We start from the raw sequence: 24,397 nt of genomic DNA on the forward strand, positions 1-24,397 counted from the left end.
TACTGTGACTCGACCCACCCGGGCACCGGGACGGTGCCGCAGAACGGGTCCCGACAGGCCGTAGTATCGAGAGGGTCTAGTGAATGGGAATCCGCAATAGTGGCAGAACAGACCCCGGTCGGGACCGTAAAGATCGATGGTCGGAAGCGGCGTTGGCGCCAGCACAAGATGGAGCGACGCACCGAGTTGGTCGAGGGCACGCTGGAGGCGATCCGACGCCGCGGCAGCAACGTCAGCATGGACGAGATTGCCGCGGAGATCGGCGTGTCGAAGACCGTGTTGTACCGGTACTTCGTCGACAAGAACGACCTGACCACCGCGGTGATGATGCGGTTCGCGCAAACCACGCTGATCCCCAATATGGCCGCGGCGCTGTCGTCGCACCTGGACGGGTTTGACCTGACCCGGGAGATCATCCGGGTGTACGTGGAGACCGTGGCCGCCGAGCCGGAACCGTACCGGTTCGTGATGGCCAACAACTCGGCCAGCAAAAGCAAAGTGATCGCCGACAGCGAGCAAATCATTGCCCGCATGCTCGCGGTGATGCTGCGTCGCCGGGCGGCCGAAGCCGGGATGGACACCCGCGGCGTCGAGCCGTGGGCGTTCCTGATCGTCGGCGGGGTGCAGTTGGCCACCCACTCCTGGATGTCGCACCCGCGGATGAGCTCCGATGAGCTGATCGACTACCTGACGATGCTGAGCTGGAGCTCGCTGTGCGGGATCGTCGAAGTGGGCGGGTCGTTGGAAAACTTCAACGCCCAGCCCCACCCGTCACCGATCCCGCCGCTGTTGTAGCCGGGCGGTGCACCGAACGTGCATGTAGGGCGGGATTTCGTCGGAAATCCCGCCCTACATGCACGCTCGACGGCGCGCGCCGACCTATTTGACCAGGGTGAACTGGCCGACGTTGCTGATGCCCTTGCGGAAGAAGTTCGCGCAGCCGGTCAGGTAGTGCATGTAGCGGTCGTAGACCTCTTGGGACTGCACGGCGATGGCGCGTTCCTTGTTGGCTTCCAGGTTGGTCGCCCAAATGTCCAAGGTCTTCGCGTAGTGGGGGCGCAGCAAGTGGATGCGCTGCAGGTCGAATCCGGAGTTCTTGGCCAGCTCTTCGATGTCTTCCACGCATGGCAGCTGACCGCCCGGGAAGATCTCCTCGCCGATGAACTTCATGAACCGAATGTCGCTCATCGTCACTTCGATGCCCTGCTCACGGAAACCCTGAATCGGGTAGGTCAAGATCGTGTGCAGCAGCATCCGGCCGTCGGACGGCAAAATGTCGTAGGCACGCTCGAAAAACACCGGGTAGCGCTCGGCCTTGAACGCCTCGAACGCCCCGATCGTGACGATCCGGTCCACCTTGTCGGTGAACTCCTCCCAGCCCTGCAACCGCACCTCGACGTGGCGTTCGGTGGGCACGCTGGCCAGCCGCTTGCGGCTGTACTCGGACTGGTTGCGGCTCAGCGTGATACCGATCACGTTCACGTCGTACTTCTCGATCGCGCGCTGCATCGCGCCACCCCAGCCGCAGCCGATGTCCAGCAGCGTCATCCCGGGCTCAAGGTTGAGCTTTCCCAACGCCAGGTCGAATTTGGCGTTTTGCGCCTCTTCGAGGGTCATGTCGTCGCGCTCGAAGTAAGCGCACGTGTACGCCATCGTCGGGTCCAGGAACAATGCGAAGAACTCGTCTGAAATATCGTAGATCGACTGCGATTCTTCGTAGTACGGTGTTAGCTCAGGCATTCGAAACCGCTACCCAACTCTCGTTCGTTCGGACGTCGTGCAGCCTACCTGCACTACCTGGGATCCATGACGGCGGGTAGCGCTGTGTCGGTGACGACGAATAACCCTGATTAGTAGCTGTAGAAACCCTGGCCGGACTTCTTGCCCAGCAAACCGGCCTCGACCATGCGCAGCAACAGTGGTGGCGCACCGAAGTGGGGTTCTTTGAACTCCTCGTACATCTTGTCCGCGATCAACTTCAGCGTGTCCAGGCCGACCAGATCGGACAGCCGCAGCGGCCCCATCGGATGCGACAGGCCAGCAACCACCGCCTTGTCGACGTCTTCGACGGTGGCAAACCCGCCCTCGACCATCCGGATCGCCGAGAGCAGATAGGGCACCAGTAACGCGTTCACCACGAAGCCGGACCGGTCCGAGCAGCGCACCACCTGTTTGCCCAGCACCGCGCTGGCGAACTCCTCGGTGCGCGCGGCGGCGGCCTCGTCGGTGACCAGGGTGCTGACCAGTTCAACCAGCGGCAGCACCGGCACCGGGTTGAAGAAGTGCAGGCCCAGCACCCGACCCGGGTTCTTGGTGGCCGCGGCGATCTTCATGATCGGGATGCTGGAGGTGTTGGACGCCAGCACCGCATCGGGGTTGGTGATGACCCGGTCCAGTTCGGCGAACAGCCCGGCCTTGACGCTCTCGTCCTCGATGACCGCCTCGATGACGAGCTGCCGGTCGGCGAAGTCGTTGAGGTCGGTGCTGAAGGCCAGCTGCCCCAGCGCCGCGTCGCGTTCCCGCTCGGTGATCTTGCCCGCGCTGACGCCGCGGTCCAGCGACTTGGTGATGCGGTTGCGTCCGGCGGTGACCAAGGCGTCGGTGGTCTCAAAGACCTTCACGTCGACACCGGCGCGGGCCGCCACCTCGGCGATGCCCGCCCCCATCTGCCCGGCCCCGACGACGCCTACTCGTTCGATCGACACAATGTTCCTTCCCGGCTTTCCAGTCTTTATGGCCGCACACACCGCAACAGGCCCCGCCCAACATCGCCGGGCGGGGCCTGCGCTGTCAACTCACGTGGTGGCCGGCACCGAACGTGCACTCACTGCGAAAAATCGGCCGAAATTACGCAACAGTGACACGCTCGGCGCCAAAGGCTCAGTGGAACTGGCCCTCTTCGGTGGAGCCGGCCAGCGCGGTGGTCGACGAGGTCGGGTCCACCGTGGTGGCGATCCGGTCGAAGTAGCCGGCACCCACCTCGCGCTGGTGCTTGGTGGCGGTGTAGCCGCGCTCCTCGGCGGCGAACTCGCGCTCCTGCAGCTCGACGTAGGCGCTCATCTGGTTGCGGGCGTAGCCGTAGGCCAAATCGAACATCGAGTAGTTCAGCGCGTGGAAGCCGGCCAGCGTGATGAACTGGAACTTGAAGCCCATCGCGCCCAGCTCGTTCTGGAACTTGGCGATGGTCGCGTCGTCGAGGTGCTTCTTCCAGTTGAACGACGGCGAGCAGTTGTAGGCCAGCATCTGGTCGGGGTACTCGGCCTTGACCGCCTCGGCGAACTGGCGGGCCAGCTCCAGGTCGGGGGTGCCGGTCTCCATCCAGATCAGGTCGGCGAACGGCGCGTAGGCCTTGGCCCGCGCGATGCACGGCTCGATGCCGTTGCGCACCCGGAAGAAGCCCTCCTTGGTCCGGTCACCGGTGATGAACGGCTGGTCCCGCTCGTCGACGTCGGAGGTGATCAAGGTGGCGGCCTCGGCGTCGGTGCGGGCGATCACCACGGTCGGGACGTCGCACACGTCGGCGGCCAGCCGGGCCGAGGTCAGGGTGCGGATGTGCTGCTGGGTCGGGATCAGCACCTTGCCGCCCAGGTGGCCGCACTTCTTCTCCGAGGCCAGCTGGTCCTCCCAGTGCGAGCCGGCGACACCGGCGGCGATCATCGCCTTCTGCAGCTCGAACACGTTGAGCGCGCCACCGAAGCCCGCCTCACCGTCGGCCACGATCGGGGCCAGCCAGTTGGCCACCGAGGTGTCGCCCTCGATCTTGGCGATCTGGTCGGCACGCAGCAGCGCGTTGTTGATCCGGCGCACCACGTTCGGCACCGAGTTGGCCGGGTACAGGCTCTGGTCGGGGTAGGTGTGGCCGGACAGGTTGGCGTCGCCGGCGACCTGCCACCCGGACAGGTAGATGGCCTTCAGGCCGGCGCGGACCTGCTGCACGGCCATGTTGCCGGTCAGCGCGCCCAGCGCGTTGACGTAGTCCATGTCGTGCAGCTGCTCCCAGAGCACCTCGGCGCCGCGACGGGCCAGGGTGTTCTCCTCGACGACGTGCCCCTGCAGCGCCACCACGTCGGCCGGGGTGTAGGTGCGGGTGACGCCCTTCCACCGCGGGTTGTGGTCCCAGTCGTGCTGGATCTGCTCCGCGCTCTTCGGCGTGCCAACGGTAGACATCGGATGGACTCCTTACGGTTTTTCCTCGTCGAGCCCCGCCCAACGGGGTTTCCGGGTTTGTTAACACCTCGCCGGCTTGGCTGCTGTGCTAAGCCGACCATGGCACAGCCCATCGATGCAGGTCCACCCGTTTCAATTGCCAATTTTCGCAACGACGCGGCCACAATTTGCGAAGATTGTTAAGAATGTGACTAGTGCTCCGGGCACGGCGCGATCGGCAAAAGCTACCGGCTAGTAACAAATTTGCGCTGGTAAACCGCCCTGTCGGCGGACGACGCGGTGCCGACTAGAACGTGTTACAGCGGGAAGATCGCGGCGACGGCTTTGGTCTCTTCGCCGACGACGTATGTGAGCGTTCTAACAGTGCGATCGACCAGGTCAGGTCCGAATTTGTCGGTCGATCCGGCGGGGTGGACATGCGAGATGATCTCCAGCTTGTCGCCCAGCGCGACCGGTGAATCGTGTTCGATGGTGACCCGCAGCGGGGCCCGCAGCAACTCCGGGTAGCCGGACAGATAGTCCTCCACGACGCTCCAGTACACCGAGTTGTTCATGTGGTCGAACAGGTCGATGTCGGTGAACCGGACCGGGTATTCGTGGATTTCGGCGGCGTCGTCCCGATCCCCCGACTTCAGGTAGGCCTTCCAGCGCAGCCGGTCCACATTGGTGGTGCGGTGCAGGCCGGCCAAAAAGTCCTCGGAGATGCGGGCCGGGCCCTGCGTCTCGCGGTTGATGTTGATCCAGAACCCCTCGGATTCGACCAGGCCGCCCTTGCGGCCGTCGATGCGCACCCGCATCTCGCACCACCGATTCGACGTGCCCGAACACCACCGGCGCACCCGCAGCATGTCCTGGAATTCGATCGGACGGATCAGGTCGATCATGGTGCGCCGGACGATCCACAACGGGTGGGTCTCCTCGAAGCCCATCTCGCGCAGCTGGTCTTGGCCGATGTCCTGGATGTGCCGGGCGGCGCCGTCGAACCGCAGCCGGCCCTCGCGGTCGATGTCGGCGACCCGCATCGGCCATTCCCGGTCGAAGACATCGGGATGCGGGTCCGGCACGGGCATTAAGACCTTGCCCAAGCCGGTGGTCGGTGCTGAATTATCGCTCGCCATGCGGTGTTCTCCCCTGTCCCCCGCCCAGGGTGATCATGCCAGCCGGTTCGCGACGCCGCCAACCAGCGCGCCGACCCCACCGGAGCTGCCAATAATGCGAAGTGCACCTTCGCAGCCGGGTAGGCTGGCGCAGGTGTCCAAGACGTTCGTTGGCTCCCGGGTGCGTCAGCTGCGCAGCGAACGCGGATTCAGCCAGGCCGCGCTGGCCCAGATGCTGGAGATCTCGCCGAGTTATCTCAACCAGATCGAGCACGACGTCCGGCCGCTGACGGTGGCCGTGTTGCTGCGGATCACCGAGGTGTTCGGGGTGGACGCGACGTTTTTCGCCTCCCAGGACGACACCCGGCTGGTCGCCGAGCTGCGCGAGGTGACCATGGACCGCGACCTCGAGATCGACGTCGACCTGCCCGAGGTGGCCGAGATGGTCAGCGCGCATCCGCAGCTGGCCCGGGCGATGGTCAATCTGCATCGGCGCTACCGGATCACCACCGCGCAACTGGCCGCCGCCACCGAGGAGCGGTTCTCCGACGGCAGCGGCTCCGGGGCGATCACCATGCCGCACGAGGAGGTGCGCGACTACTTCTATCAGCGGCAGAACTACCTGCACGAACTCGACACCGCGGCCGAGGATCTCACCGTGCGGATGCGGATGCACCGCGGCGAGCTGGCCGTCGAGCTGGCCAACCGGCTCTCCGAGGTGCACGGGGTGCACATCAACCGCCGCATCGATCTGGGCGAGACGGTGCTGCACCGCTACGACCCGCAGGCCAAGACGCTGGACATTTCCAACCACCTGTCCTGGGGGCAGCGGGTGTTCAAGATGGCCGCCGAGCTGGCCTACCTGGAATTCGGCGACCTGATCGACGCCATGGTGACCGACGGCAAGTTCACCAGCGAGGAGTCGCGCAAGCTGGCCCGACTCGGCCTGGCCAACTACTTCGCCGCCGCCACCGTGCTGCCGTATCGGCAGTTTCACGACAGCGCCGAAAATTTCCGCTACGACATCGAGCGGCTCTCGGCGTTCTACCGGGTCAGCTACGAGACCATCGGGCACCGGCTGTCCACCCTGCAGCGGCCGTCCATGCGTGGGGTGCCGTTCTCCTTCGTCCGGGTGGACCGGGCCGGCAACATGTCGAAACGCCAGTCCGCCACCGGGTTTCACTTCTCCTCATCCGGCGGCACCTGCCCGTTGTGGAACGTGTATGAGACGTTTTCCAACCCGGCCAAGATCCTGGTGCAGATCGCGCAGATGCCCGACGGGCGCAACTACATGTGGGTGGCGCGCACCGTCGAACGCCGGGCGTCCCGGTACGGGCAACCCGGTAAGACCTTCGCGATCGGGCTGGGTTGCGAACTGCGCCACGCCCACCGCCTGGTGTACTCGGAGGGCCTGGACCTGTCCGGGGACAACGCGGCCCCGATCGGGGTGGGCTGCCGGGTCTGCGAACGGGACAACTGCCCGCAGCGCGCGTTCCCGGCCCTGGGCCGCAGCCTTGATCTGGACGAACACCGCAGCACCGTCTCGCCCTACCTGGTGAAGCAACAGCCCTGACCGGTCCGCCCCGAACAGAACAGAACAGGAAGCTATGAGCAGCGACGTGGCCCGCATCCCCTCCCCCGGCCTGCGCGAGCTGGGGGTGATCAACTGGGTGATCTGCACCTTGGCGTCCCGCCGGCTGCGGGTCCCCGAGATGCATCTGTTCACCACCCTCGGACAGCACAAGCGGCTGCTGTGGGCGTGGCTGCCGTTCGGGGGCATGCTGCTGTCGCTCGGCAAACTGCCCAAACGCGACACCGAGCTGGTGATCCTGCGAGTCGGGCATCTGCGCGGTTGCGAGTATGAGCTGCAACATCATCGCCGCATCGCGCGGGGCGCCGGACTCGACGAGGCCGAGCAGCGCCGAATCTTCGAGGGGCCGCAGGCCGAGGGCCTCACCGAGCGGCAACGCGCCCTGCTGACCGCCACCGATGAGCTGCTGGAGACCCGCACCCTGTCCGACGCCGCCTGGCATGCGTTGGCCGAGCACCTGGACCGGCCCCAGCTCATCGAATTCATCACGCTGGCCGGGCAATACGACGCGTTGGCGGCGACGCTGACCGCGCTGAACGTGCCGCTGGACTACCCGCAGTAGCGCGGTGGCGCTGGCCTATTTCCGCGTTGCCGACAGGTAGCCCGAGTCGGCGGCGAGATCGGCCAAGTCGTCGGGAAGCTCAAAACCGTGCGCGGCGTAGGCCTCGCGGGACGACTGGATCGTCACCTCCCAGCCGTGCGCTGCGAGATAGTCGGCCGCGGTGTTGCGGTCACCGGAATAGAACAGGTCCACCAGATCGACGTCGGATCCGACGCGCCGCGACCACTCGCTGACCTTGTTCGACCACTCCTCGGGTAGCGCGTTCATGTCCAGGTGGTCGGTGGCGAGCCGGCTGCCGGGCCCGGAGAGCGCGGTGATGGTGTCGAACAACCGGTCCTGCGCGTCGGGCGGCAGGTAAATCAGCAGCCCCTCGGCGATCCACGCCGTCGGCGCAGCAGCGTCGAAGCCGTTGTCCCGCAGGGCTTTCTGCCAGTCGTCGCGCAGGTCCACCGGTACTGCCCGGCGTTCGGCGCTCGGCTCGGCGCCAACCTCGGCCAGGGTTCGGGACTTGAACTCGATCACCCCAGGCTGATCCACCTCGAACACCACCGTGCCCGCGGGCCAGTCGAGCCGATAGGCACGGGTGTCCAGCCCGGAGGCCAGAATCACCGCCTGCCGTATTCCGGATGCGCCTGCGGCGGTGAAGAAATCATCGAAAAATCGGGTGCGCACAGCGATCTGCTCACACATCCGTTGCCGGTCGAGCATCTGGTCGCCGTCGACACACAATTCGCCGCTGGCCAGCCGGACCATGTGCTCGAGGCCCACCGCCCGGACCAGGTCGTCGGCGAACGGGTCGACGATGAGGGGGTTGGGCTGCTTGGTCGCCAACGCCCTCGACGCGGCCACGCCGGTCGCCGTCGAGCCGACGCTCGTCGCCAGATCCCAGCTGTCACCTTCAGTACGGGCCATGAGTCTGTCTGCTTTCGTGTCGCGGTCGAGGCCATCGAATTGCGCCGCGGTGCAAGCTCGGAGCGCACTCAGCGATGCCCTCGAAAGTATAGGCGGGAACTGACCCAGGCTAGCTGCCGTCGGGCCGCCAGCTGCCGGGCACCATCGGCACGGTCGGGCCGCCGCCGAAGGGGTCGCCGTCCAGCGTGGCCAATCCGGTCGCCGGCTGGGCGGCCTTGGTCGCGGTTCCGGCAAACCCCAACGGCCCGGCGCCGCGATCCGACGTCCACGTCGTCTGCTTCGGGTCCGGGTCCAGGTATTCGTAGCGGCGGCCCAGCATCTGGGGGCGGCCGCGCCGCGCCCGCACCCGCGGCCCAGCGGCCGCCGCCGCGGCCGGGGCAGCCGCGGCCATCTCCGGTTCGGGCGCCTTGGTGGCCGCCCGTGAGCTGGCGCTGGCCGCGGACGCCGCGGCCCGCGGCAGCCCGCCGACCAGATAGGAGGAGGTGGCAAGACTCTCGGCGCCGGTGACCGGCGGCGCCGCCGGCGACGGGGGCGGCGGGGCCGGGGGTGCTGGCGGCGCACCGGGCGCCGGTGTGGGGGCAGGCACCGACGCCGGAGCCGAAGCCGGGGTCGCCACCGTCGGCGCGACCGGCGATGGGGACGTCATCGGCGTGGGCACCGGGGTGCCCGGGAGCGCCGCGGCGGCGGCCGGGGGCGCCGGTTGCGCGATCCCGGCCAACCCCGCCAGACCCGCGAAGCCGCCGGTCGCACCGACGGCGGGCGTGGTCGCCAGCCCGGCCAACCCGGCGGAATAGATCGGGTTGGCGGCGATAAACGACCCCAGCATCGCCGGGTTGTGCAGCACAATCCACGTCAAGTACAGGGTGCGGTGCACGACGAATTGGGTGCCCAGGTAGGCGAGCGCCTCGACGAATTGCACGGGGTTACCCGCGTAGCCCGACAGCATGGCTTCGGCGCGTGGGATGAACGTCGACAGGCTCGGGGTCATCGTCATCCCGTTAGGCATTTGGCCGAAGGTGTTCGAAAACGGGTTGAAAAACGACGGGAAGATGTCGTTGATCAGCTCGTTGAGGCTGGTGGGCAGTTCGGTGCCCATCGGCCCGGTCGGGTTGGTCATCCCCATGCCGGAGCCGCTGCCCATGCCGGAGCCGCTGCCGCTGCCCATGCCGGAGCCGGATCCGCTGCCCATATCCGAGCTAGAGCTCGAGCCGCTGTCCATATCGGATTTCATGATCTGCGGCGCTGCGGTGGTTTGCGGGGTCGCGGTCACCGCCGCCGTCGAGACGGTCTGATAGGTCCCCATGGTCGCCGCGGCCTGCACCCACATCCGCGCGTAGTCGGCCTCGTTGAGCGCGATCGGGATGGTGTTAAGCCCGAAGAAATTGGTCGCCACCAGCACCCCGTGGATGACGTGGTTGGTGGCCAACTCCGGCAGGGTCGGCATCGCGGCCAACGCCGCGCTGTAGGCGGCGGCCGCGGTCTCCTGCTGGGTGGCCGCCGCGGCGGCATTGGCGGCGGCGTCGAGAAGCCACGCGATATACGGTGCATGGGCGGCCGCGTACTGGGCGGCGCTGGGTCCCTCCCACGCCCCGGCCTGCACCGCACCCACCAGCGCGGACAGTTCGTCGGCGACCTCGGTATACGTGGCGCTCAGCGAGGTCCACGCGCCCGCCGCGGCCAGCAACGGTCCGGGTCCGGGCCCACTGGACAGCAATGTCGAATGCACCTCGGGCGGGGCCGCCATCCAAATCGGCGCGGTCATGATCGGCCCCAGGCCAGCAAACACGGCCGCAAACTCACCGCAGCCTCCTTCCGCTGAAGCCGCCCACCGTCGCCGGGGCGGCCTCTTACCCCGGCGGAGCTGTCGATAGGCGGACAGCGGGTAGATTCTACCCGCGCGTCAACCGCATATGCGGGGAGAATGCTGGGATGCAGCTGTATCTGCGGTCATGGCTCGCTTGCCGGTCCCGCACGCTGACTCGGCGCGGTCAGCCCCGCGGTCGCCGGGCGGAGACGAACACGCCGGCCGCCGTGAGATCGTCGCTGACCTGGCGGCCGTGGTGGGCCAGCAACTCCCGCAGCGTTGCCGTCGAGGCATCCCAGCCGTGGTCCCCGAGCCAGGCGGCGACATCGGTGCGCTCCTCGGGGTACCACAGGTCCTCGTAGTCGGGGACCTCGGTGTCGACCAGGCGGGCGGCGACCGAGCGCAACCGCTGCATCCGCGCACGCTGGCGGGCCAGACGCTCGGGCTCGAGGGCGTCGCTGCTGGTCACGTTGGCGGCCAACCAGCTGCCGGCGGCGCTGAGCGCGTCGATGCGCTCGAACAACAGATCCTGGGCCCGCGCCGGCAGGTAGCGCAGCAGCCCCTCCGCCGACCAGGCGGTGGGCTGGGAAGGGTCAAACCCGCTGTCTTGCAAGGCCTGTGGCCAGTCCTGGCGCAGATCCACCGGCACCGGAACCAGGTTGGCGGTGGGGCGGGCACCGTGGCGACGCAGCGTCGCGGCCTTGAAGTCCAGCACTTTCGGCTGGTCCAGTTCGTAGACCGTGGTGCCGTCCGGCCACGGCAGCCGCCACGACCGCGCATCCAAACCGGACGCCAGGATGACGATTTGCCGCACCCCGGCCTCGGCCGCAGCCAGAAAGACCTCGTCGAAGAACACCGTGCGCACCGCCATGAAGTCGACCATGGCCTGCGCCTGGGTCCGCACCTCCGGGTCGACGTCGTCGGGCAGCGCCGAGGGGAGATAGACGCTCCAGATGCCTGGGCCGGCGGCGTCGAGGAACACCCGCGCGAACGGGTCGCTGATCAGTGGGTTTTCACTCTCGGTCTCCGCGGCCCGCGCGGCGGCGACGCCCAGCGCCGTCGCGCCCACGCTTTCGGTGATGTCCCAGGTGTCGTTATCGGTTCTCGGCATACTCCGCACGGTACCGCCGCCGCCTGTGAGCCCGCTTGGCGAAAGATGTTGCGCAGCCGATGCGTTAATGACCGCATAGCGCGAACAGTGGTATTTCGGCGCGACTGATCGCACCCGCCGGACACCCGGGGTTTCGAATCAGGATGAATCGTGGTCGCCACGGCGATCACCGCCGCAACCGCCCCCGCGCGCACGACCGTTAGAAGTTGATCATGTGCCCGATCAGCCCGTGGAAGCACTCTTGCAGCGCCTCGGACATGGTCGGATGGGTGTGCACGTTGCGGGCCAACTCGTTGGCGGTCAGGTCCCATTTCTGCGCCAGCGTCAGCTCGGGCAGCAGCTCGGACACGTCGTGGCCGACCAGGTGCCCGCCGAGCAGCTCCCCGTATTTGCCGTCGGCGATCAGCTTGACGAACCCGCTGGGGTCCCCCATGCCGTGCGCCTTGCCGTTGGCGGTGAACGGGAACTTGGCGACCTTGACGTCGTAGCCCTCGTCGCGGGCCTGCTGCTCGGTGAGCCCGAAGCTGGCGACCTGCGGCTGGCAGAACGTCGCCCGCGGCATCATCCGGTAGTCGCCCAGCGTCAACGTCTCCACGCCGGCGATGGTTTCGGCGGCCACCACCGCCTGCGCCTCGGCGACATGGGCCAGCTGCAGCAGCCCGGTCACATCGCCGATGGCGTAGATATGCGGCACCGAGGTCCGCATGTTGTCGTTGATGCCGATCGCTTTGCGGTCGGTGAGCGCCACCCCGGCCGCCTCCAGGCCGTAGCCCTCGACGTTGGGCGCAAACCCGATGGCCTGCAACACCTTGTCGGCCTTGAGTTCCTCGGTCTGGCCGTCCTTGCTCACGGTGACGGTGACGACCGCACCGTCGTCGGACATGCCCTCCACCTTGGTGCCGGTGCGGACCTTGACGCCCAGCTTCTTGAACTGTTTCTCGATCTCCTTGGAGACGTCGGCGTCCTCGTTGGGCAGCGCCCGCGGCAGGAACTCCACGATCGTCACGTCGACGCCGTAGTTGGCCAGCACGTAGCCGAACTCCATGCCGATCGCGCCGGCCCCGGCGATGATGATCGATCCCGGCAGCTCCCGGGACAGGATCAGCTCCTCGTAGGTGACGACGTTGTCGGACAGCTCGGTGCCCGGCACCAGCCGGGTGCTGGACCCGGTGGCGATGATGGCGTTGTCGAAGGTGACGGTCTCGCTGCCGCCCTCGTTGAGGGCCACCGACAGGGTGTGTGCATCGGTGAAGGTGCCGCGGCCGTGAATCTCGGTGATCTTGTTCTTCTTCATCAGGAAGTGCACACCGGCGACCCGGCCCTCGGCCACCTTGCGGCTGCGGTCGAACGCCACACCGTAGTCGAACGTCGCCTCACCGCTGATCCCGAAGGTCTTGGCCTCCTTGGTGAAGATGTGGGCGAGTTCGGCGTTGCGCAGCAGCGCCTTGGACGGGATGCACCCCACGTTGAGGCACACACCGCCCCAATATTTGGGTTCGACGATGGCGGTATTCAGGCCCAGCTGGGCGGCACGAATGGCCGCGACGTATCCGCCGGGGCCTGCTCCGAGAACGACGACGTCATAGTGGGTCACCCGCCTACCCTAACGGGTCCGCTGCGCCGGGCTCGGCCAAGCCGGACCTGACCTGGCGCCGCCGGTTTGGTCGCCCGCCACCAGGGGGTACCCGAGCCGGTGCGAGGGGCCAGCGGCGACGGCGATGAACCGCCCGCGCCGGCGCATCGTGACCCAATCAATAGACCGACGGGAGGGCACCGTGACGGGCAAACGCCTGACGCCGCACTTCGCGGACGTGCAGGCCCACTACGACCTGTCCGACGAGTTCTTCCGGCTGTTTTTGGACCCGACCCAGACCTACAGCTGCGCCTACTTCGAACGCGACGATATGACGCTGCACGAGGCGCAGCTGGCCAAGATCGACCTGGCGCTGGGCAAGCTGGGCCTGCAACCCGGCATGACCCTGCTCGACATCGGCTGCGGCTGGGGGTCGACCCTGCAGCGGGCCATCGAGCGCTACGACGTCAACGTCGTCGGCCTGACCCTGAGCAAAAACCAGGCCGCCCACGTGCAGACGATGTTCGCGGCCTTAGACACCGCGCGCGGCCGGCGGGTGTTGTTGGAGGGCTGGGAACGGTTCAGCGAACCGGTCGATCGGATCGTGTCGATCGGCGCGTTCGAACACTTCGGCCACGAGCGCTACCCGGCGTTCTTCCGGATGGCCTACGACGCGCTGCCGCCCGACGGGGTGATGCTGCTGCACACCATCTGCGGCCCGCACCCCAAAGACTTCCAAAAACTGGGCATCCCGTTGACGTTCGAGCTGGCCCGGTTCATCAAGTTCATCGTCACCGAGATCTTCCCCGGCGGCCGGCTGCCGTCGGTGACCATGGTCGAAGAGCACGCCGCCGAAGCCGGGTTCCGGCTGACCCGCAAGCAGTCGCTGCAGCCGCACTACGCGAAAACGCTGGACGCCTGGGCAGCGGGGTTGCAGGCACACCGGCAGGAGGCCATCGCGATCCAGTCGCAGGAGGTCTACGACCGCTACATGAAGTACCTGACCGGCTGCGCCGACCTGTTCCGGCAGCGCCAGGTCGACGTCGTGCAATTCACCCTGGAGAAGTAGGCCAATCCGAGCGATCGTGACCGTGCGGCCTCATACGCTTTGCGCGCCCAAAGCGTATGAGACCGCACAGTCGGCGCAATTTAGCGGGGTTTAGTACGGGATGATGCCGGCCAGGCAGGTGCCGCCCACCGCTTGGCAGTAGTAGTGCCCGTAGAGCGGGGCCGCCGCGGCGGTGGAGGCGAACACCGCGGTCATCACGGCGATCGCCAACGCCGAGATCAGCGGCTTGTCCTGCACCATCGCCAGCATCAGCGCACCGACCGTGCACGCCACGATGTAGACCAGCACCACGAACACCGCCGGTGTTTTGTCGGCCAGCGAATACCACCAGTAGAACAAGCCCAGGCCCGCCCCGGCCGCCGGCACCCACACCGCGGCCAGGATCAGCAGCAGCTTCCACCACGGCACCAGGTGGTGATGGTGGCCGGGCACCGCCACCGGTTGCGCCGGAGCCGGGGGCTCCGGCACCGGCAGCGGCTCAGAGGGTTCGGCGTAGGCCAACGCCGGGAAGGCGCGCGGCGCGCTGCCGCTGTCGGGGTCGAGCACCGCGATCGGCGCCGACGGTTCGGGGTCGGCGGCCAGCGGCTGCAGCGGCTGCGGGTGCGGGCCGGTGTCGAAGATCGGCGCCGGATGCGGCTGGGTGGCCGGCAGCGCGGCACCCACATCATCGTCGTCGTCAGCCACCGCGCACCACCTCGATCGCGGCCAAGGCGCCGAACCACCCGGGGGTAAGGGCCAGGACGAATGCGCCCAACGCGGTCACCCAGCGTCGGCCGGAGACCAAGACCAGCAGCAGCCCCAGCGCGGTGGGTATCCCGACCACCAGGCCGATCACCAGGTCGGGGCGCACCGGGCGCTCGACCAGCACGGTGACCGCGATGCCGACCAGCATGCCCACCGCGGCGCCGACCAGCATGGCGCTGGTCAGCAGCCAGGCACGCGGAACCGGGATCACGCTTTCGACGATAACGCCGCGACCGGCTCTTACCGTGGCAGCGGCCCGGCGCGGCGCGCGGCGGGTGCCGCGCAAACTTCGGCGCCGACGGCGTCGACCACCGGGCTGCGCGCCGGGGGACGTTGCCCGTCGGCGTAGCCGGCGCCGGTGATCACCGGTTCGGCCCGCCGGGCGGTGTTCTCGGTGTCGCTGAACGCCCGACCGCGGGATAAGAACCGCATCCCTTCGGGGGCCTCCAGGCTGAAGCCGCCGCCGCGGCCGGGCACCACATCGATGACCAGCTGGGTGTGCTGCCATGCGGCGAACTGCGGCCCGGAAATCCACACCGGTACCCCGTCGCCGACGTCCAGCACGCCCAGCAAGACGTCGCGGTCGCCGACGATGAAGTCGCCGTCCGGGTAGCACATCGGCGACGACCCGTCGCAGCAGCCGCCGGACTGGTGAAACATCACCGGGCCGTGCTCCTCGATCAGCCGCGCCAGCAGCTCGGCGGCGGCCGCGGTGACGAGCACCCGCTGCACCATCAGAACAGTCCGAGCGCCTTGTCCGAGTAGGACACCAGCAGGTTCTTGGTCTGCTGGTAGTGGTCGAGCATCACCTTGTGGTTCTCCCGGCCGATCCCGGACTGCTTGTAGCCGCCGAACGCGGCGTGCGCCGGGTAGACGTGGTAGCAGTTGACCCACACCCGGCCGGATTGGATGTCGCGGCCGGCCCGGTAGCCGGTGTTGGCGTCGCGGCTCCACACCCCGGCCGCCAACCCGTAGAGGGTGTCGTTGGCGATCGCGATGGCGTCGTCGTAGTCGCGGAACGAGGTGACCGCCACCACCGGGCCGAAGATCTCCTCCTGGAAGATCCGCATCGCGTTGTTGCCGGTGAAGATCGTCGGCTGCATGTAGTAGCCGCCGGACAGGTCCCCGCCCAGCTCGGCGCGCTCACCGCCGGTGAGGATCTTGGCGCCCTCCTCCTTGCCGATCTCGATGTAGGACAGCACCTTTTCCAGCTGGTCGTTGGAGGCCTGGCTGCCGATCATGGTCTCGGTGTCCAGCGGGTCCCCCTGCCGGATGGCCTTGGTGCGGATGGCCGCCAACTCCAGGAACTCGTCGTAGATGTCGGCCTGGATCAGCGACCGGGACGGGCAGGTGCATACCTCGCCCTGGTTCAGGGCGAACCCGACGAAGCCTTCCAGCGCCTTGTCGGAGAAGTCGTCGACGGCGGCCAACACGTCGGAGAAGAAGATGTTGGGGCTCTTGCCGCCCAGTTCCAGGGTGACCGGGATGATGTTTTGGCTGGCGTACTGCATGATCAGCCGCCCGGTGGTGGTCTCGCCGGTGAACGCGATCTTGGCGATCCGGTTGCTGGACGCCAGCGCCTTACCGGCCTCGGCGCCGAACCCGTTGACCACGTTGACGACCCCGGCCGGCAGCAGGTCCCCAATCAGGCTCATCAGGTACAGAATTGACGCCGGGGTCTGCTCGGCCGGTTTGAGCACCACCGCGTTGCCGGCCGCCAGCGCGGGCGCCAGCTTCCAGGCGGCCATCAGGATCGGGAAGTTCCACGGGATGATCTGGCCGACCACGCCCAGCGGCTCGTGGAAGTGGTAGGCGACGGTGTCCTCGTCGAGTTGGCCCAGCGTCCCCTCCTGGGCGCGGATCGCGGCGGCGAAGTAGCGGAAATGGTCGGCGGCCAGCGGGATGTCGGCGGCCAGCGCCTCCCGGATCGGTTTGCCGTTTTCCCACGACTCGGCCAGCGCCAGCGCCTCCCGGTGGGCGTCGATGCGGTCCGCGATCTTGTTCAGGACCTGCGCCCGCTCGGCCGGGGCGGTCTTGCCCCAGGCCGGCGCGGCGGCGTGCGCGGCGTCGAGCGCGCGCTCGATGTCGGCCGCGTCCGAGCGGGCCACCTCGCAGAACACCTGCCCGGTCACCGGGGTCGGGTTCTCGAAGTAGCGGCCCTGCGCCGGAGCCACCCACTGACCTCCGATGAAGTTGTCGTACCGGGATTCATACGACATCAGGGCCTCCGCGGACCCCGGGCGTGCATAGACAGTCATGCGCCACTCCTCCTCATCGCTTCCGCTTCGCGTCGTCGCGGGCGGACACCGGATCAGTCCCGTTTCCACGGTGTTATCCACCTCACAGTACCGCTGTGGCCACAATGGCCTCTATGGCTGGTGACGCGCTCGACGACCCGTACCTGTGGCTGGAGGACATCACCGGCGCCGACGCGCTGGACTGGGTGCGCGCCCGCAACGCCCCGACCGTGGACGAGTTCGGCGGCGACGATTTCGAGGCGATGCGCGCGGCCGCGCTGGAGGTGCTCGACACCGACGCCCGGATCCCCTACGTACGCCGCCGCGGCGAGTACCTCTACAACTTCTGGCGCGACGCGGCCAACCCGCGCGGGCTGTGGCGGCGCACCACCTTGGACAGCTACCGCAGCGAGAACCCGGACTGGGACGTGCTCATCGACGTCGACGCGCTGGGCCGCGCCGAGGACAAGAATTGGGTGTGGGCGGGTGCGGCGGTCATCGAACCCGACTACACCCGGGCACTGGTCAGCCTGTCCGCGGGCGGCTCGGACGCGGCGATCGTGCACGAATTCGACATGGCCACCCGCGAATTCGTCGCCGACGGCTTCGCGCTGCCGGAGGCCAAAACCCAGATCGGTTGGGCCGATGAGGATACCGTACTGGTGGGCACCGATTTCGGCGAAGGTTCGCTGACCGAATCCGGCTACCCGCGGATGGTCAAGCGGTGGCGGCGCGGCCAGCCGCTGGCCGACGCCGAGACGGTCTTCGAAGGGTCGCCCAGCGACGTGATGGTGGCCGCCGGGGTCGACCGCACCCCGGGTTTTCAGCGCACGGTGGTGCGCCGGGCGATCGACTTCTTCAACGACCAGGTCTACGAGCTGCGCGACGGCGAGCTGATCCGCATCGACGCCCCCACCGACGCGACGGTGTCGGTGCACCGCCAGTGGCTGTTGATCGAGCTGCGCACCGACTGGTTCACCGGCGCGGCCTCGTATACCGCGGGTTCGCTGCTGGCCGCCGACTACGACGACTTCCTGGCCGGCACAGCCGAATTGCGGGTGGTGTTCGAACCGGACGAGCGCACCAGCCTGCACCACTACGCCTGGACACGGGACCGGCTGATGCTGGTCACCCTGGCCGACGTGACCAGCCGGGTCGAGGTCGTCACCCCGGGCAGCTGGCGGCGCGACCCGGTGCCCGAGGTGCCCGCCAACACCAACGCGGTGATCGTGGCCGCCGATGACCTCGGCGACGAAATCATGCTGGACTACAGCGGATTCAACGCCCCATCCCGGCTGCTGCACGGCCCGGCCGGCGGTCAGCTGCGCGAGATCAAGTCCGCCCCGGCCTTCTTCGACGCCGAAAACATCGAAGTGGCCCAGTATTTCGCGAAATCCCAGGACGGCACCGCCATCCCCTACTTTGTGGTGCGGCCCCGCGACGCCGAACCGGGCCCGACCCTGCTGGGCGGCTACGGCGGATTCGAGGTCAGCCGCACCCCCGGATACGACGGGATTTTGGGCCGGCTGTGGCTGGCGCGCGGCGGCACCTACGTGCTGGCCAACATTCGCGGCGGCGGTGAGTACGGCCCGCGCTGGCACACCCAGGCGATGCGCGAGGGCCGCCACCTGGTGGCCGAGGACTTCGCCGCGGTGGCAGCCGATGTGGTGCACCGCGGCATCACCACCGCAGCCCAGCTCGGCGCGCAAGGCGGCAGCAACGGTGGGTTGTTGATGGGCATCATGCTCACCCAATATCCGCAGTTGTTCGGGGCGTTGGTGTGTAGCGTGCCGCTGCTGGACATGCGCCGCTTCCATCTGCTGCTGGCCGGCGCCTCCTGGGTCGCCGAGTACGGCGACCCGGACAACCCCGACGATTGGGCGTTCATCAGCCAATATTCGCCGTACCAGAACATCTCGACCGACCGCGAGTACCCGCCGGTGCTGATCACCACCTCCACCCGCGACGACCGGGTGCACCCCGGTCATGCCCGCAAAATGACCGCCGCGCTCCAGGCCGCCGGACATCCGGTGTGGTACTACGAGAACATCGAGGGCGGGCATGCCGGCGCCGCCGATAACGCCCAGGTCGCGTTTAAGTCTGCGTTGAGTTTCAACTTCCTGTGGCGGACGCTGAATCACTGAATTGGTGTAATTGTTGGTGTCCGCATGGCCTTACGCTGGCTGGGTAGCTCGCATACGCGCCAGCGTGTCGAACCGGTTACACGCGCCAACCGTGTCAACATTAAAGGACGCCAGGGAGGTCGAGATGGGCTTGGTGGTAGTGGCCTGCCTTTCGGTGGGCGGCCTGTTCGCCGGCGTTGGCCTGTTCGAACTGCAGGCGCGGCTGGAGCGGTGGGATCAACAGCGGCACATCAACGATTGACGGTGATGCGCTCGACGCGCTCGGCCGAGCGTTGAGATTGCCGTGAGGGCTGCGATTTTCGCCGAAGCGCAGCCCTCACGGCAATCTCAACGGCCGAACCGGGCCAGCCCGCCCAGCATCGCGACGAACATCCCGAAGACCACCACCACACCGCCAGCGGCCAGGGTCAGGTTGAGCCAGTGGTGCAGGCTGGCCTCGGCGTAGTCGACCATGACGTCGGCGATCTCGCGGATGTCGCCGGCGGTGGCGTTGAGCGTGTCGTTGAGGTGGCCGCGGCCGACCTCGATGCCCGCGTAACCCGCCGCGCCCACCAACAGTGCCGCCACCCCCAAGCTGGCCAGTGCCATACCGCGGCGACGCGCCGCGGCCAGTGTCAGCACCGCGCACACCCCGGCCACCGCGGCCACCCCCAGCTGCAGCCACCGCCCCCAGGTGGCCAGCGGCCGCAGCCGCCCGGGCCGCAACCCGGCGGGCGGGGTGACGGTCACCGGGACCGTCACCGCGGTCGGCACCTGGACGTGGTGGTCCTCTAGCAGCTGGGCGAACGCGGGATCGTTGAGCATCGGGGCCAGGTCGACGACCCAGCGGTCCGGCCCGGCCGGCGCGTCGGCGCCGGTAAACATCCAGCCGTGCGCAATCCGATTGGCCTGTGCGAACTGCGGGCCGAACGCCGGGCCGGCGGTGTAGTCGGCGGCGACGTCGCGGACCAGCGCGGGATCCACGTCGTAGCCGCGCTCGTCGATCAGCGCGGTCGCCTGGGTGCTGAGCTCGGCGGCCACCGCCGACCGCAGCTGCGGGTCGGCGGCGGCCCGCTGCGCCAGCGCCGCATAGCCGTCGACGTCAACCAGGGTGCGCTGCGCCCAGGCCGTCGGCAGGGCCACCGCGAGTGCCGCCGTCGTGAGCAGCCACAGCACACACGTCGCGACGAACCGCACCGGCGGGGCGGCTACTTGGCGGTGCGGCGCGGGCGCGCCAGCGCGGTGCGGGTCATCACCCGGTTCATCCGCGCCAACGCCTTGAGCGAATTGTGGTAGTAGTTGCCGCCCGCGCCGACGTTGGTGCGCGGTTCCACCACGGTTTCCTGCCGGCAGAATTTGCGCATCCCGTCGGCGCCGCCGAACCGCGCGCCGATCCCCGAGGTTTTCCAGCCGCCCATCGGGGCGGTGGTGCACATCAGGTTGGAGATCACGTCGTTGATGTTGACCGCGCCGCAATCCAGCTGCACCGCGATGTCTTTGGCCCGCTTGACATCCGCGGAGAACACCGAGGCGCTCAGCCCGTACGGGCTGTCGTTGGCCAGCCGGATCGCTTCGTCGACGGTGCCGACCTTCATGATCGGCAGGGTCGGGCCGAACGTCTCCTCGGTCATGCAGGCCATCGAGTGGTCGACGTCGACCAGCACGGTGGGCTGATAGAAGCTGCCCGGGCCGTCGACCCGCTGGCCGCCGGTCAGCGCCCGCGCCCCGGCGGCCACCGCCTCTTTGACGTGCCGCTCGGTGATGGCCAGCTGCTGCTCGTCGATCAGCGCGCCGAAGTGGTTGCCGTCGCCGGCGCCGACGTGCAGCGCCTGCACGTCGCGCACCACCGCGGCCACGAACTGGTCGTAGACCGGTTCCAGCACGTACACCCGCTCGACCGAGACGCAGGTCTGGCCGGCGTTGAACATCGCCCCCCACACCGCGGCGTGGGCGGCCAGTTCGACGTCGGCGTCCTCGCACACGATCATCGGGTCCTTGCCGCCCAATTCCAGGCTGACCGGGGTCAGCCGCCGCGCGGCACGCTCGGCGACCTTGGCGCCGGTCGCGCTGGAGCCGGTGAACTGGATGTAGTCGGCGTTGTCGATCACCGCGCCGGCCACCTCCCGCGCGCCCTGCGCCAGCGCCAGCACGTCGGGCGCGCCGGAGTCCAGCCAGCCGCGGCGCAGCAGCTCGGCGGTCAGCGGGGTGCGCTCGGAGGGCTTGAGCAACACCGCGCAGCCGGCCGCCAGCGCGCCGATCGCGTCCATCAGCGCGTTGGCCACCGGATAGTTCCACGGCGCGATGATGCCGACCACCGGCCGCGGCCGATAGTGCACGGTGATCTTCTTGATCGCCAGCAGCGGCGACGGGGCGGGTCGCCGCTCGGGGGCCAGCGCCTTCTCCATGGTTTTGATCACGTAGGACAGGATCATGATCAGCAGCGGCACTTCCTGCGCCGCGTCGGCGGCCGACTTGCCGGTCTCCTTGATCAGCAGGTCCTCGATCTCGTCGCGGTGGTCGCTGAGCCAGACGGCGAAACGCGCCAGCGCCTTGGCGCGGCCTTTGGCGCCGCGCTGCTCCCATTCGCGCTGGGCGCTGCGCAGTCCGGCGGCGATCGTCGGGATGTCGGCGGGATCGGTCCAGTGCACCTGCCCCGCCTCCGCGCCGGTGGCGGGGTTGGCGATGGTGCCGATACCGGAGAAGGCTGCGTCGGTGCTGACGTCGGGTGTGGTGGCGGTCATAGCGGCCATGCTAGCCCCGCCGTGTGACGTAGATCGCCCCGGCCTCGACAGGTGTCAAGTTCGGGCTGGATGGCCTGGACCATCCTCACCGGGCGGAAGCGATGCCACGCAGGTAGGCGGCCTGACCCAGGTGCTGGGCGCAGTCGTCGAGGATGCTGACCAGCCGGGCGCTAGCCGTCACCGGCGGATCCCAGTTGCGGTCCACGATGCGGGCCAGCTCGTCGGCGCTGAGGCCGGCGAGGTATTCCAGCGTCAGCTTGTGCACGCCGTGGTAGTAGCCGCCCAGCAGCTCCGCGGGTGCGACCACCTTGGCCACCTGTGCGGCGTCGTGCCCGTACCCGGTGTCGTTGCGGGGCAGGTCCAGCCCGAACCGATCCACCCAGCCGTCCCGCAGCCACACCTGCTCGACGCCGGCGATGTCGGCGAGCTGGATGTCTTGCACCCGGGCGCTGTGCCAGATCAGCCAGGCGATGCTGTTGGCGTCGGCGGTCGGCCGGTACCGAGACAGGTCGTCGGTCAGCCCGTCGGTGAGCTCGTCGACGTGCTCGATCAACCGGGTGAAGGCATCCCGCAGCAGCTCCTGCGCGGCGGCGGCGTCGTTTTGGGTCATATCAGCGAACGTACGCGCGGATCGGGATGCGCAACACCAGTCAGCCCGCGGCGCCGTGGAACACCGCTTCGATCATGAGCGCATCCTGGCACGGGGCACCGACCCCGTCGTAGATTATTTAGATGACCTACGACCTGCTCATCCGCAACGGCACCATCGTCGACGGCCTGGGAGGTGAGCCCTACGTCGGGGACGTCGCGGTGCGCGACGGCGTGATCGCCGCGGTCGGCGCGGTCGACGGGACGGGCGGCCGCGAGATCGACGCCACCGGGCTGCTGGTCACGCCGGGCTTCGTGGACCTGCACACCCACTACGACGGGCAGGCGATCTGGTCGGATCGGCTCAACCCGTCCTCGGCGCACGGCGTGACGACGGTGGTGATGGGCAACTGCGGGGTCGGCTTCGCGCCGTGCCGGCACGACGACCACGACGTGCTCGTCGACGTGATGGCCGGCGTCGAGGACATCCCCGGCGTGGTGATGACCGACGGCCTGCCGTGGAGCTGGGAGACCTTCCCGCAATACCTGGACGCCTTAGCGGCGCGGCAGCTGGATATCGATGTGGCCGCCTACCTGCCGCACTCACCGCTGCGGGTCTACGTGATGGGCGAACGCGGCGCCAACCGCGAACCCGCCACACCCGAGGACCTGGCGCGGATGCGGGCGCTGGCCAAGGAGGCCATCGAGGCCGGGGCGCTGGGCTTCGCGTCGTCGCGGCTGGCCACCCACCGCACCGACCACGGGCAGCAGATCCCCAGCTATGAGGCCGCCGATTCCGAACTCCTCGAGATCGCCCGCGGCATCGCCGACGGCGGCGGCGGGCTGATCCAGTTCGTGCCCGACCTGCCCACCGGCGGGTTTCAGCCGGTGCTGCAACAGGTCTTCGACGCGGCCGCCGACGCCGGGCTGCCGGTCACCTTCACCCTGATCGCGATGAACGCCGGCGAGCCGACCTGGCCGGACGCCATCACCATGATCGAGAAGGCCAACGCCAACGGCGGTCCGCGGGTTACCGCGCAGGTGTTCCCCCGGCCGATCGGGCTGATGATCGGGTTGGAGCTGACCGCCAACCCGTTTGTGCTGTATCCCAGCTATCAGGAGATCGCCGGGCTGCCGCTGGCCGAGCGGGTGGCGCAGATGCGCAAACCCGAAGTCCGCGAACGCATCCTGGCCGACAAGCCGGGTGGCGAGCCGGCCAATCCGATCATCTACATGGCCCAGGCCTTCGACTGGATCTTCCCGCTCGGCGAGGACGCCAACTACGAGCCGGACCCGTCCAACAGCATCGCCGCGCGCGCCAAGGCCCGCGGAGTGTCCCCGCTGGAGGAGGCCTACGACCGGCTGCTCGACGATGACGGGCACGCCATCTTGCTGGGCGCGCTGGCCAACTTCGAGGGCGGCTCGCTGGACACCGTCGGCGCCCTGATCCGCCGCGACGACGTCGTGCTGGGCCTGGGCGACGGTGGTGCGCACTACGGAATGATCTGCGACTCAAGCTTTCCCACCTACCTGCTGGCGCACTGGGCCCGCGACCGGGCATCCGGGCGGCTGTCGGTGCCCGACGCGATCCGCGAGCTGACGTCGGTGCCGGCCCAGGTGGCGGGGTTGGCCGATCGGGGCCGCATCGCCGTCGGCTACAAGGCCGACCTCAACGTCATCAACCATGCCGGGCTGCGGCTGCACAAGCCGGTGGTCACCCACGACCTGCCGGCCGGCGGGCGCCGCCTCGACCAGACCGCCGACGGCTACGTGGCGACCGTCGTCTCCGGTGAAGTCATCGCCGAGAACGGGGTGCCGACCAACGCGCGGCCCGGTCGGTTGGTGCGCGGCCGTCAACCGGAACCGGCCTAAGCGTTTCGTCGCGCCCACTGTGCGATCTCATACGCTTTCGGCGCGAAAAGCGTATGGATCCGCACAATCGCCGCGGCCTGACTCGGCCTTGGCTCGTCGAGATTGCCCGCAGGGCTGTGGCTTCGCGCTTGGATTCAAGCGGTGGCTGCAACGAATGTGGACGGGTTTGAGAGTAGTCGCTCGAGTTCTTCGGCGGGTGTTCGCCA

General features: G+C 68.3%; 21 protein-coding genes. 6 read left to right on the plus strand and 15 right to left on the minus strand.

Features of this window, described 5'->3' with window-relative positions; genetic code table 11:
- The first annotated feature begins 99 nt into the window (after positions 1–99).
- The gene (locus ACAG26_RS03885) at positions 100–795 is read left to right on the plus strand and encodes a TetR/AcrR family transcriptional regulator (protein WP_370479542.1); all 696 of its coding nucleotides are present in this window, start codon (positions 100–102) and stop codon (positions 793–795) included.
- 84 nt (positions 796–879) lie between these two features.
- Here ACAG26_RS03885 and ACAG26_RS03890 read toward each other — a convergent pair whose 3' ends face one another.
- From ACAG26_RS03890 to ACAG26_RS03905, 4 genes are all read right to left on the minus strand, one after another.
- Positions 880–1,740: a cyclopropane mycolic acid synthase family methyltransferase gene (locus ACAG26_RS03890; RefSeq protein ID WP_370479544.1), complete on the minus strand. Its 861-nt coding sequence runs from the start codon at positions 1,738–1,740 to the stop codon at positions 880–882.
- A gap of 110 nt (positions 1,741–1,850) precedes the next feature.
- Complete coding sequence (locus ACAG26_RS03895) at positions 1,851–2,705, minus strand: 3-hydroxybutyryl-CoA dehydrogenase (protein ID WP_370479547.1); 855 nt, start codon at positions 2,703–2,705, stop codon at positions 1,851–1,853.
- Between the two features lie 175 nt (positions 2,706–2,880).
- Positions 2,881–4,167: an isocitrate lyase gene (gene aceA / locus ACAG26_RS03900; protein WP_071024778.1), complete on the minus strand. Its 1,287-nt coding sequence runs from the start codon at positions 4,165–4,167 to the stop codon at positions 2,881–2,883.
- A 296-nt stretch (positions 4,168–4,463) separates the two neighbouring features.
- Entirely contained in the window at positions 4,464–5,285 is an 822-nt protein-coding gene (locus tag ACAG26_RS03905; protein ID WP_370479551.1) for an acyl-ACP thioesterase domain-containing protein, read from the minus strand.
- A 133-nt stretch (positions 5,286–5,418) separates the two neighbouring features.
- On the opposite strand from ACAG26_RS03905, the gene ramB reads away from it, so the two are divergent.
- The gene (gene ramB, locus ACAG26_RS03910) at positions 5,419–6,837 is read left to right on the plus strand and encodes an acetate metabolism transcriptional regulator RamB (RefSeq protein WP_370479554.1); all 1,419 of its coding nucleotides are present in this window, start codon (positions 5,419–5,421) and stop codon (positions 6,835–6,837) included.
- A gap of 34 nt (positions 6,838–6,871) precedes the next feature.
- Entirely contained in the window at positions 6,872–7,417 is a 546-nt protein-coding gene (locus ACAG26_RS03915; RefSeq protein ID WP_370479556.1) for a carboxymuconolactone decarboxylase family protein, read from the plus strand.
- 15 nt (positions 7,418–7,432) lie between these two features.
- Here ACAG26_RS03915 and ACAG26_RS03920 read toward each other — a convergent pair whose 3' ends face one another.
- The 4 genes from ACAG26_RS03920 to lpdA all read right to left on the minus strand — a co-directional run bounded on the left by ACAG26_RS03920 (position 7,433) and on the right by lpdA (position 12,838).
- Positions 7,433–8,329: a class I SAM-dependent methyltransferase gene (locus tag ACAG26_RS03920; protein ID WP_370479559.1), complete on the minus strand. Its 897-nt coding sequence runs from the start codon at positions 8,327–8,329 to the stop codon at positions 7,433–7,435.
- A 109-nt stretch (positions 8,330–8,438) separates the two neighbouring features.
- Positions 8,439–10,091, minus strand: coding sequence for a PPE family protein (locus ACAG26_RS03925; RefSeq protein WP_370479561.1), 1,653 nt, complete (start codon positions 10,089–10,091; stop codon positions 8,439–8,441).
- Between the two features lie 226 nt (positions 10,092–10,317).
- Positions 10,318–11,244: a class I SAM-dependent methyltransferase gene (locus tag ACAG26_RS03930; RefSeq protein ID WP_370479564.1), complete on the minus strand. Its 927-nt coding sequence runs from the start codon at positions 11,242–11,244 to the stop codon at positions 10,318–10,320.
- Between the two features lie 199 nt (positions 11,245–11,443).
- Positions 11,444–12,838 (minus strand): dihydrolipoyl dehydrogenase, encoded by a 1,395-nt coding sequence (lpdA, locus tag ACAG26_RS03935; protein ID WP_370479566.1) that lies wholly within the window; start codon positions 12,836–12,838, stop codon positions 11,444–11,446.
- Positions 12,839–13,019: 181 nt separating this feature from the next.
- On the opposite strand from lpdA, the gene ACAG26_RS03940 reads away from it, so the two are divergent.
- Positions 13,020–13,886: a cyclopropane mycolic acid synthase family methyltransferase gene (locus tag ACAG26_RS03940; RefSeq protein ID WP_370479569.1), complete on the plus strand. Its 867-nt coding sequence runs from the start codon at positions 13,020–13,022 to the stop codon at positions 13,884–13,886.
- 90 nt (positions 13,887–13,976) lie between these two features.
- On the opposite strand, the gene ACAG26_RS03945 is transcribed toward ACAG26_RS03940, so the two are convergent.
- The 4 genes from ACAG26_RS03945 to ACAG26_RS03960 are packed head-to-tail and all read right to left on the minus strand — an operon-like array spanning position 13,977 to position 16,888.
- Positions 13,977–14,570 (minus strand): hypothetical protein, encoded by a 594-nt coding sequence (locus tag ACAG26_RS03945; RefSeq protein WP_370479571.1) that lies wholly within the window; start codon positions 14,568–14,570, stop codon positions 13,977–13,979.
- Complete coding sequence (locus ACAG26_RS03950; RefSeq protein ID WP_370479574.1) at positions 14,563–14,841, minus strand: putative holin; 279 nt, start codon at positions 14,839–14,841, stop codon at positions 14,563–14,565. Before ACAG26_RS03950 ends, ACAG26_RS03945 begins: the two co-directional genes overlap by 8 nt.
- Before the next feature lie 29 nt (positions 14,842–14,870).
- On the minus strand, positions 14,871–15,365 hold the full coding sequence (locus ACAG26_RS03955) for a DUF779 domain-containing protein (protein ID WP_370479576.1): 495 nt from the start codon (positions 15,363–15,365) through the stop codon (positions 14,871–14,873).
- A complete protein-coding gene (locus ACAG26_RS03960; protein ID WP_370479579.1) occupies positions 15,365–16,888 on the minus strand; it encodes an aldehyde dehydrogenase family protein in 1,524 nt (507 codons plus the stop codon). Before ACAG26_RS03960 ends, ACAG26_RS03955 begins: the two co-directional genes overlap by 1 nt.
- A 95-nt stretch (positions 16,889–16,983) precedes the next feature.
- Here ACAG26_RS03960 and ACAG26_RS03965 point away from each other — a divergent pair, with 95 nt between their 5' ends.
- On the plus strand, positions 16,984–19,011 hold the full coding sequence (locus ACAG26_RS03965) for a prolyl oligopeptidase family protein (protein WP_370479582.1): 2,028 nt from the start codon (positions 16,984–16,986) through the stop codon (positions 19,009–19,011).
- A 327-nt stretch (positions 19,012–19,338) separates the two neighbouring features.
- On the opposite strand, the gene ACAG26_RS03970 is transcribed toward ACAG26_RS03965, so the two are convergent.
- The 3 genes from ACAG26_RS03970 to ACAG26_RS03980 form a co-directional block, all read right to left on the minus strand.
- The gene (locus tag ACAG26_RS03970) at positions 19,339–20,187 is read right to left on the minus strand and encodes a hypothetical protein (RefSeq protein WP_370479584.1); all 849 of its coding nucleotides are present in this window, start codon (positions 20,185–20,187) and stop codon (positions 19,339–19,341) included.
- Between the two features lie 11 nt (positions 20,188–20,198).
- Complete coding sequence (locus ACAG26_RS03975; protein WP_370479587.1) at positions 20,199–21,731, minus strand: aldehyde dehydrogenase family protein; 1,533 nt, start codon at positions 21,729–21,731, stop codon at positions 20,199–20,201.
- 85 nt (positions 21,732–21,816) lie between these two features.
- Positions 21,817–22,341, minus strand: a complete 525-nt coding sequence (locus ACAG26_RS03980; protein WP_370479589.1) for a mycothiol transferase — start codon at positions 22,339–22,341, stop codon at positions 21,817–21,819.
- Between the two features lie 122 nt (positions 22,342–22,463).
- On the opposite strand from ACAG26_RS03980, the gene ACAG26_RS03985 reads away from it, so the two are divergent.
- The gene (locus ACAG26_RS03985; protein WP_370479592.1) at positions 22,464–24,191 is read left to right on the plus strand and encodes an amidohydrolase family protein; all 1,728 of its coding nucleotides are present in this window, start codon (positions 22,464–22,466) and stop codon (positions 24,189–24,191) included.
- Positions 24,192–24,397 lie beyond the last annotated feature (206 nt).

The organism is Mycobacterium sp. pUA109, from assembly GCF_041287095.1.
Lineage (GTDB): Bacteria > Actinomycetota > Actinomycetes > Mycobacteriales > Mycobacteriaceae > Mycobacterium.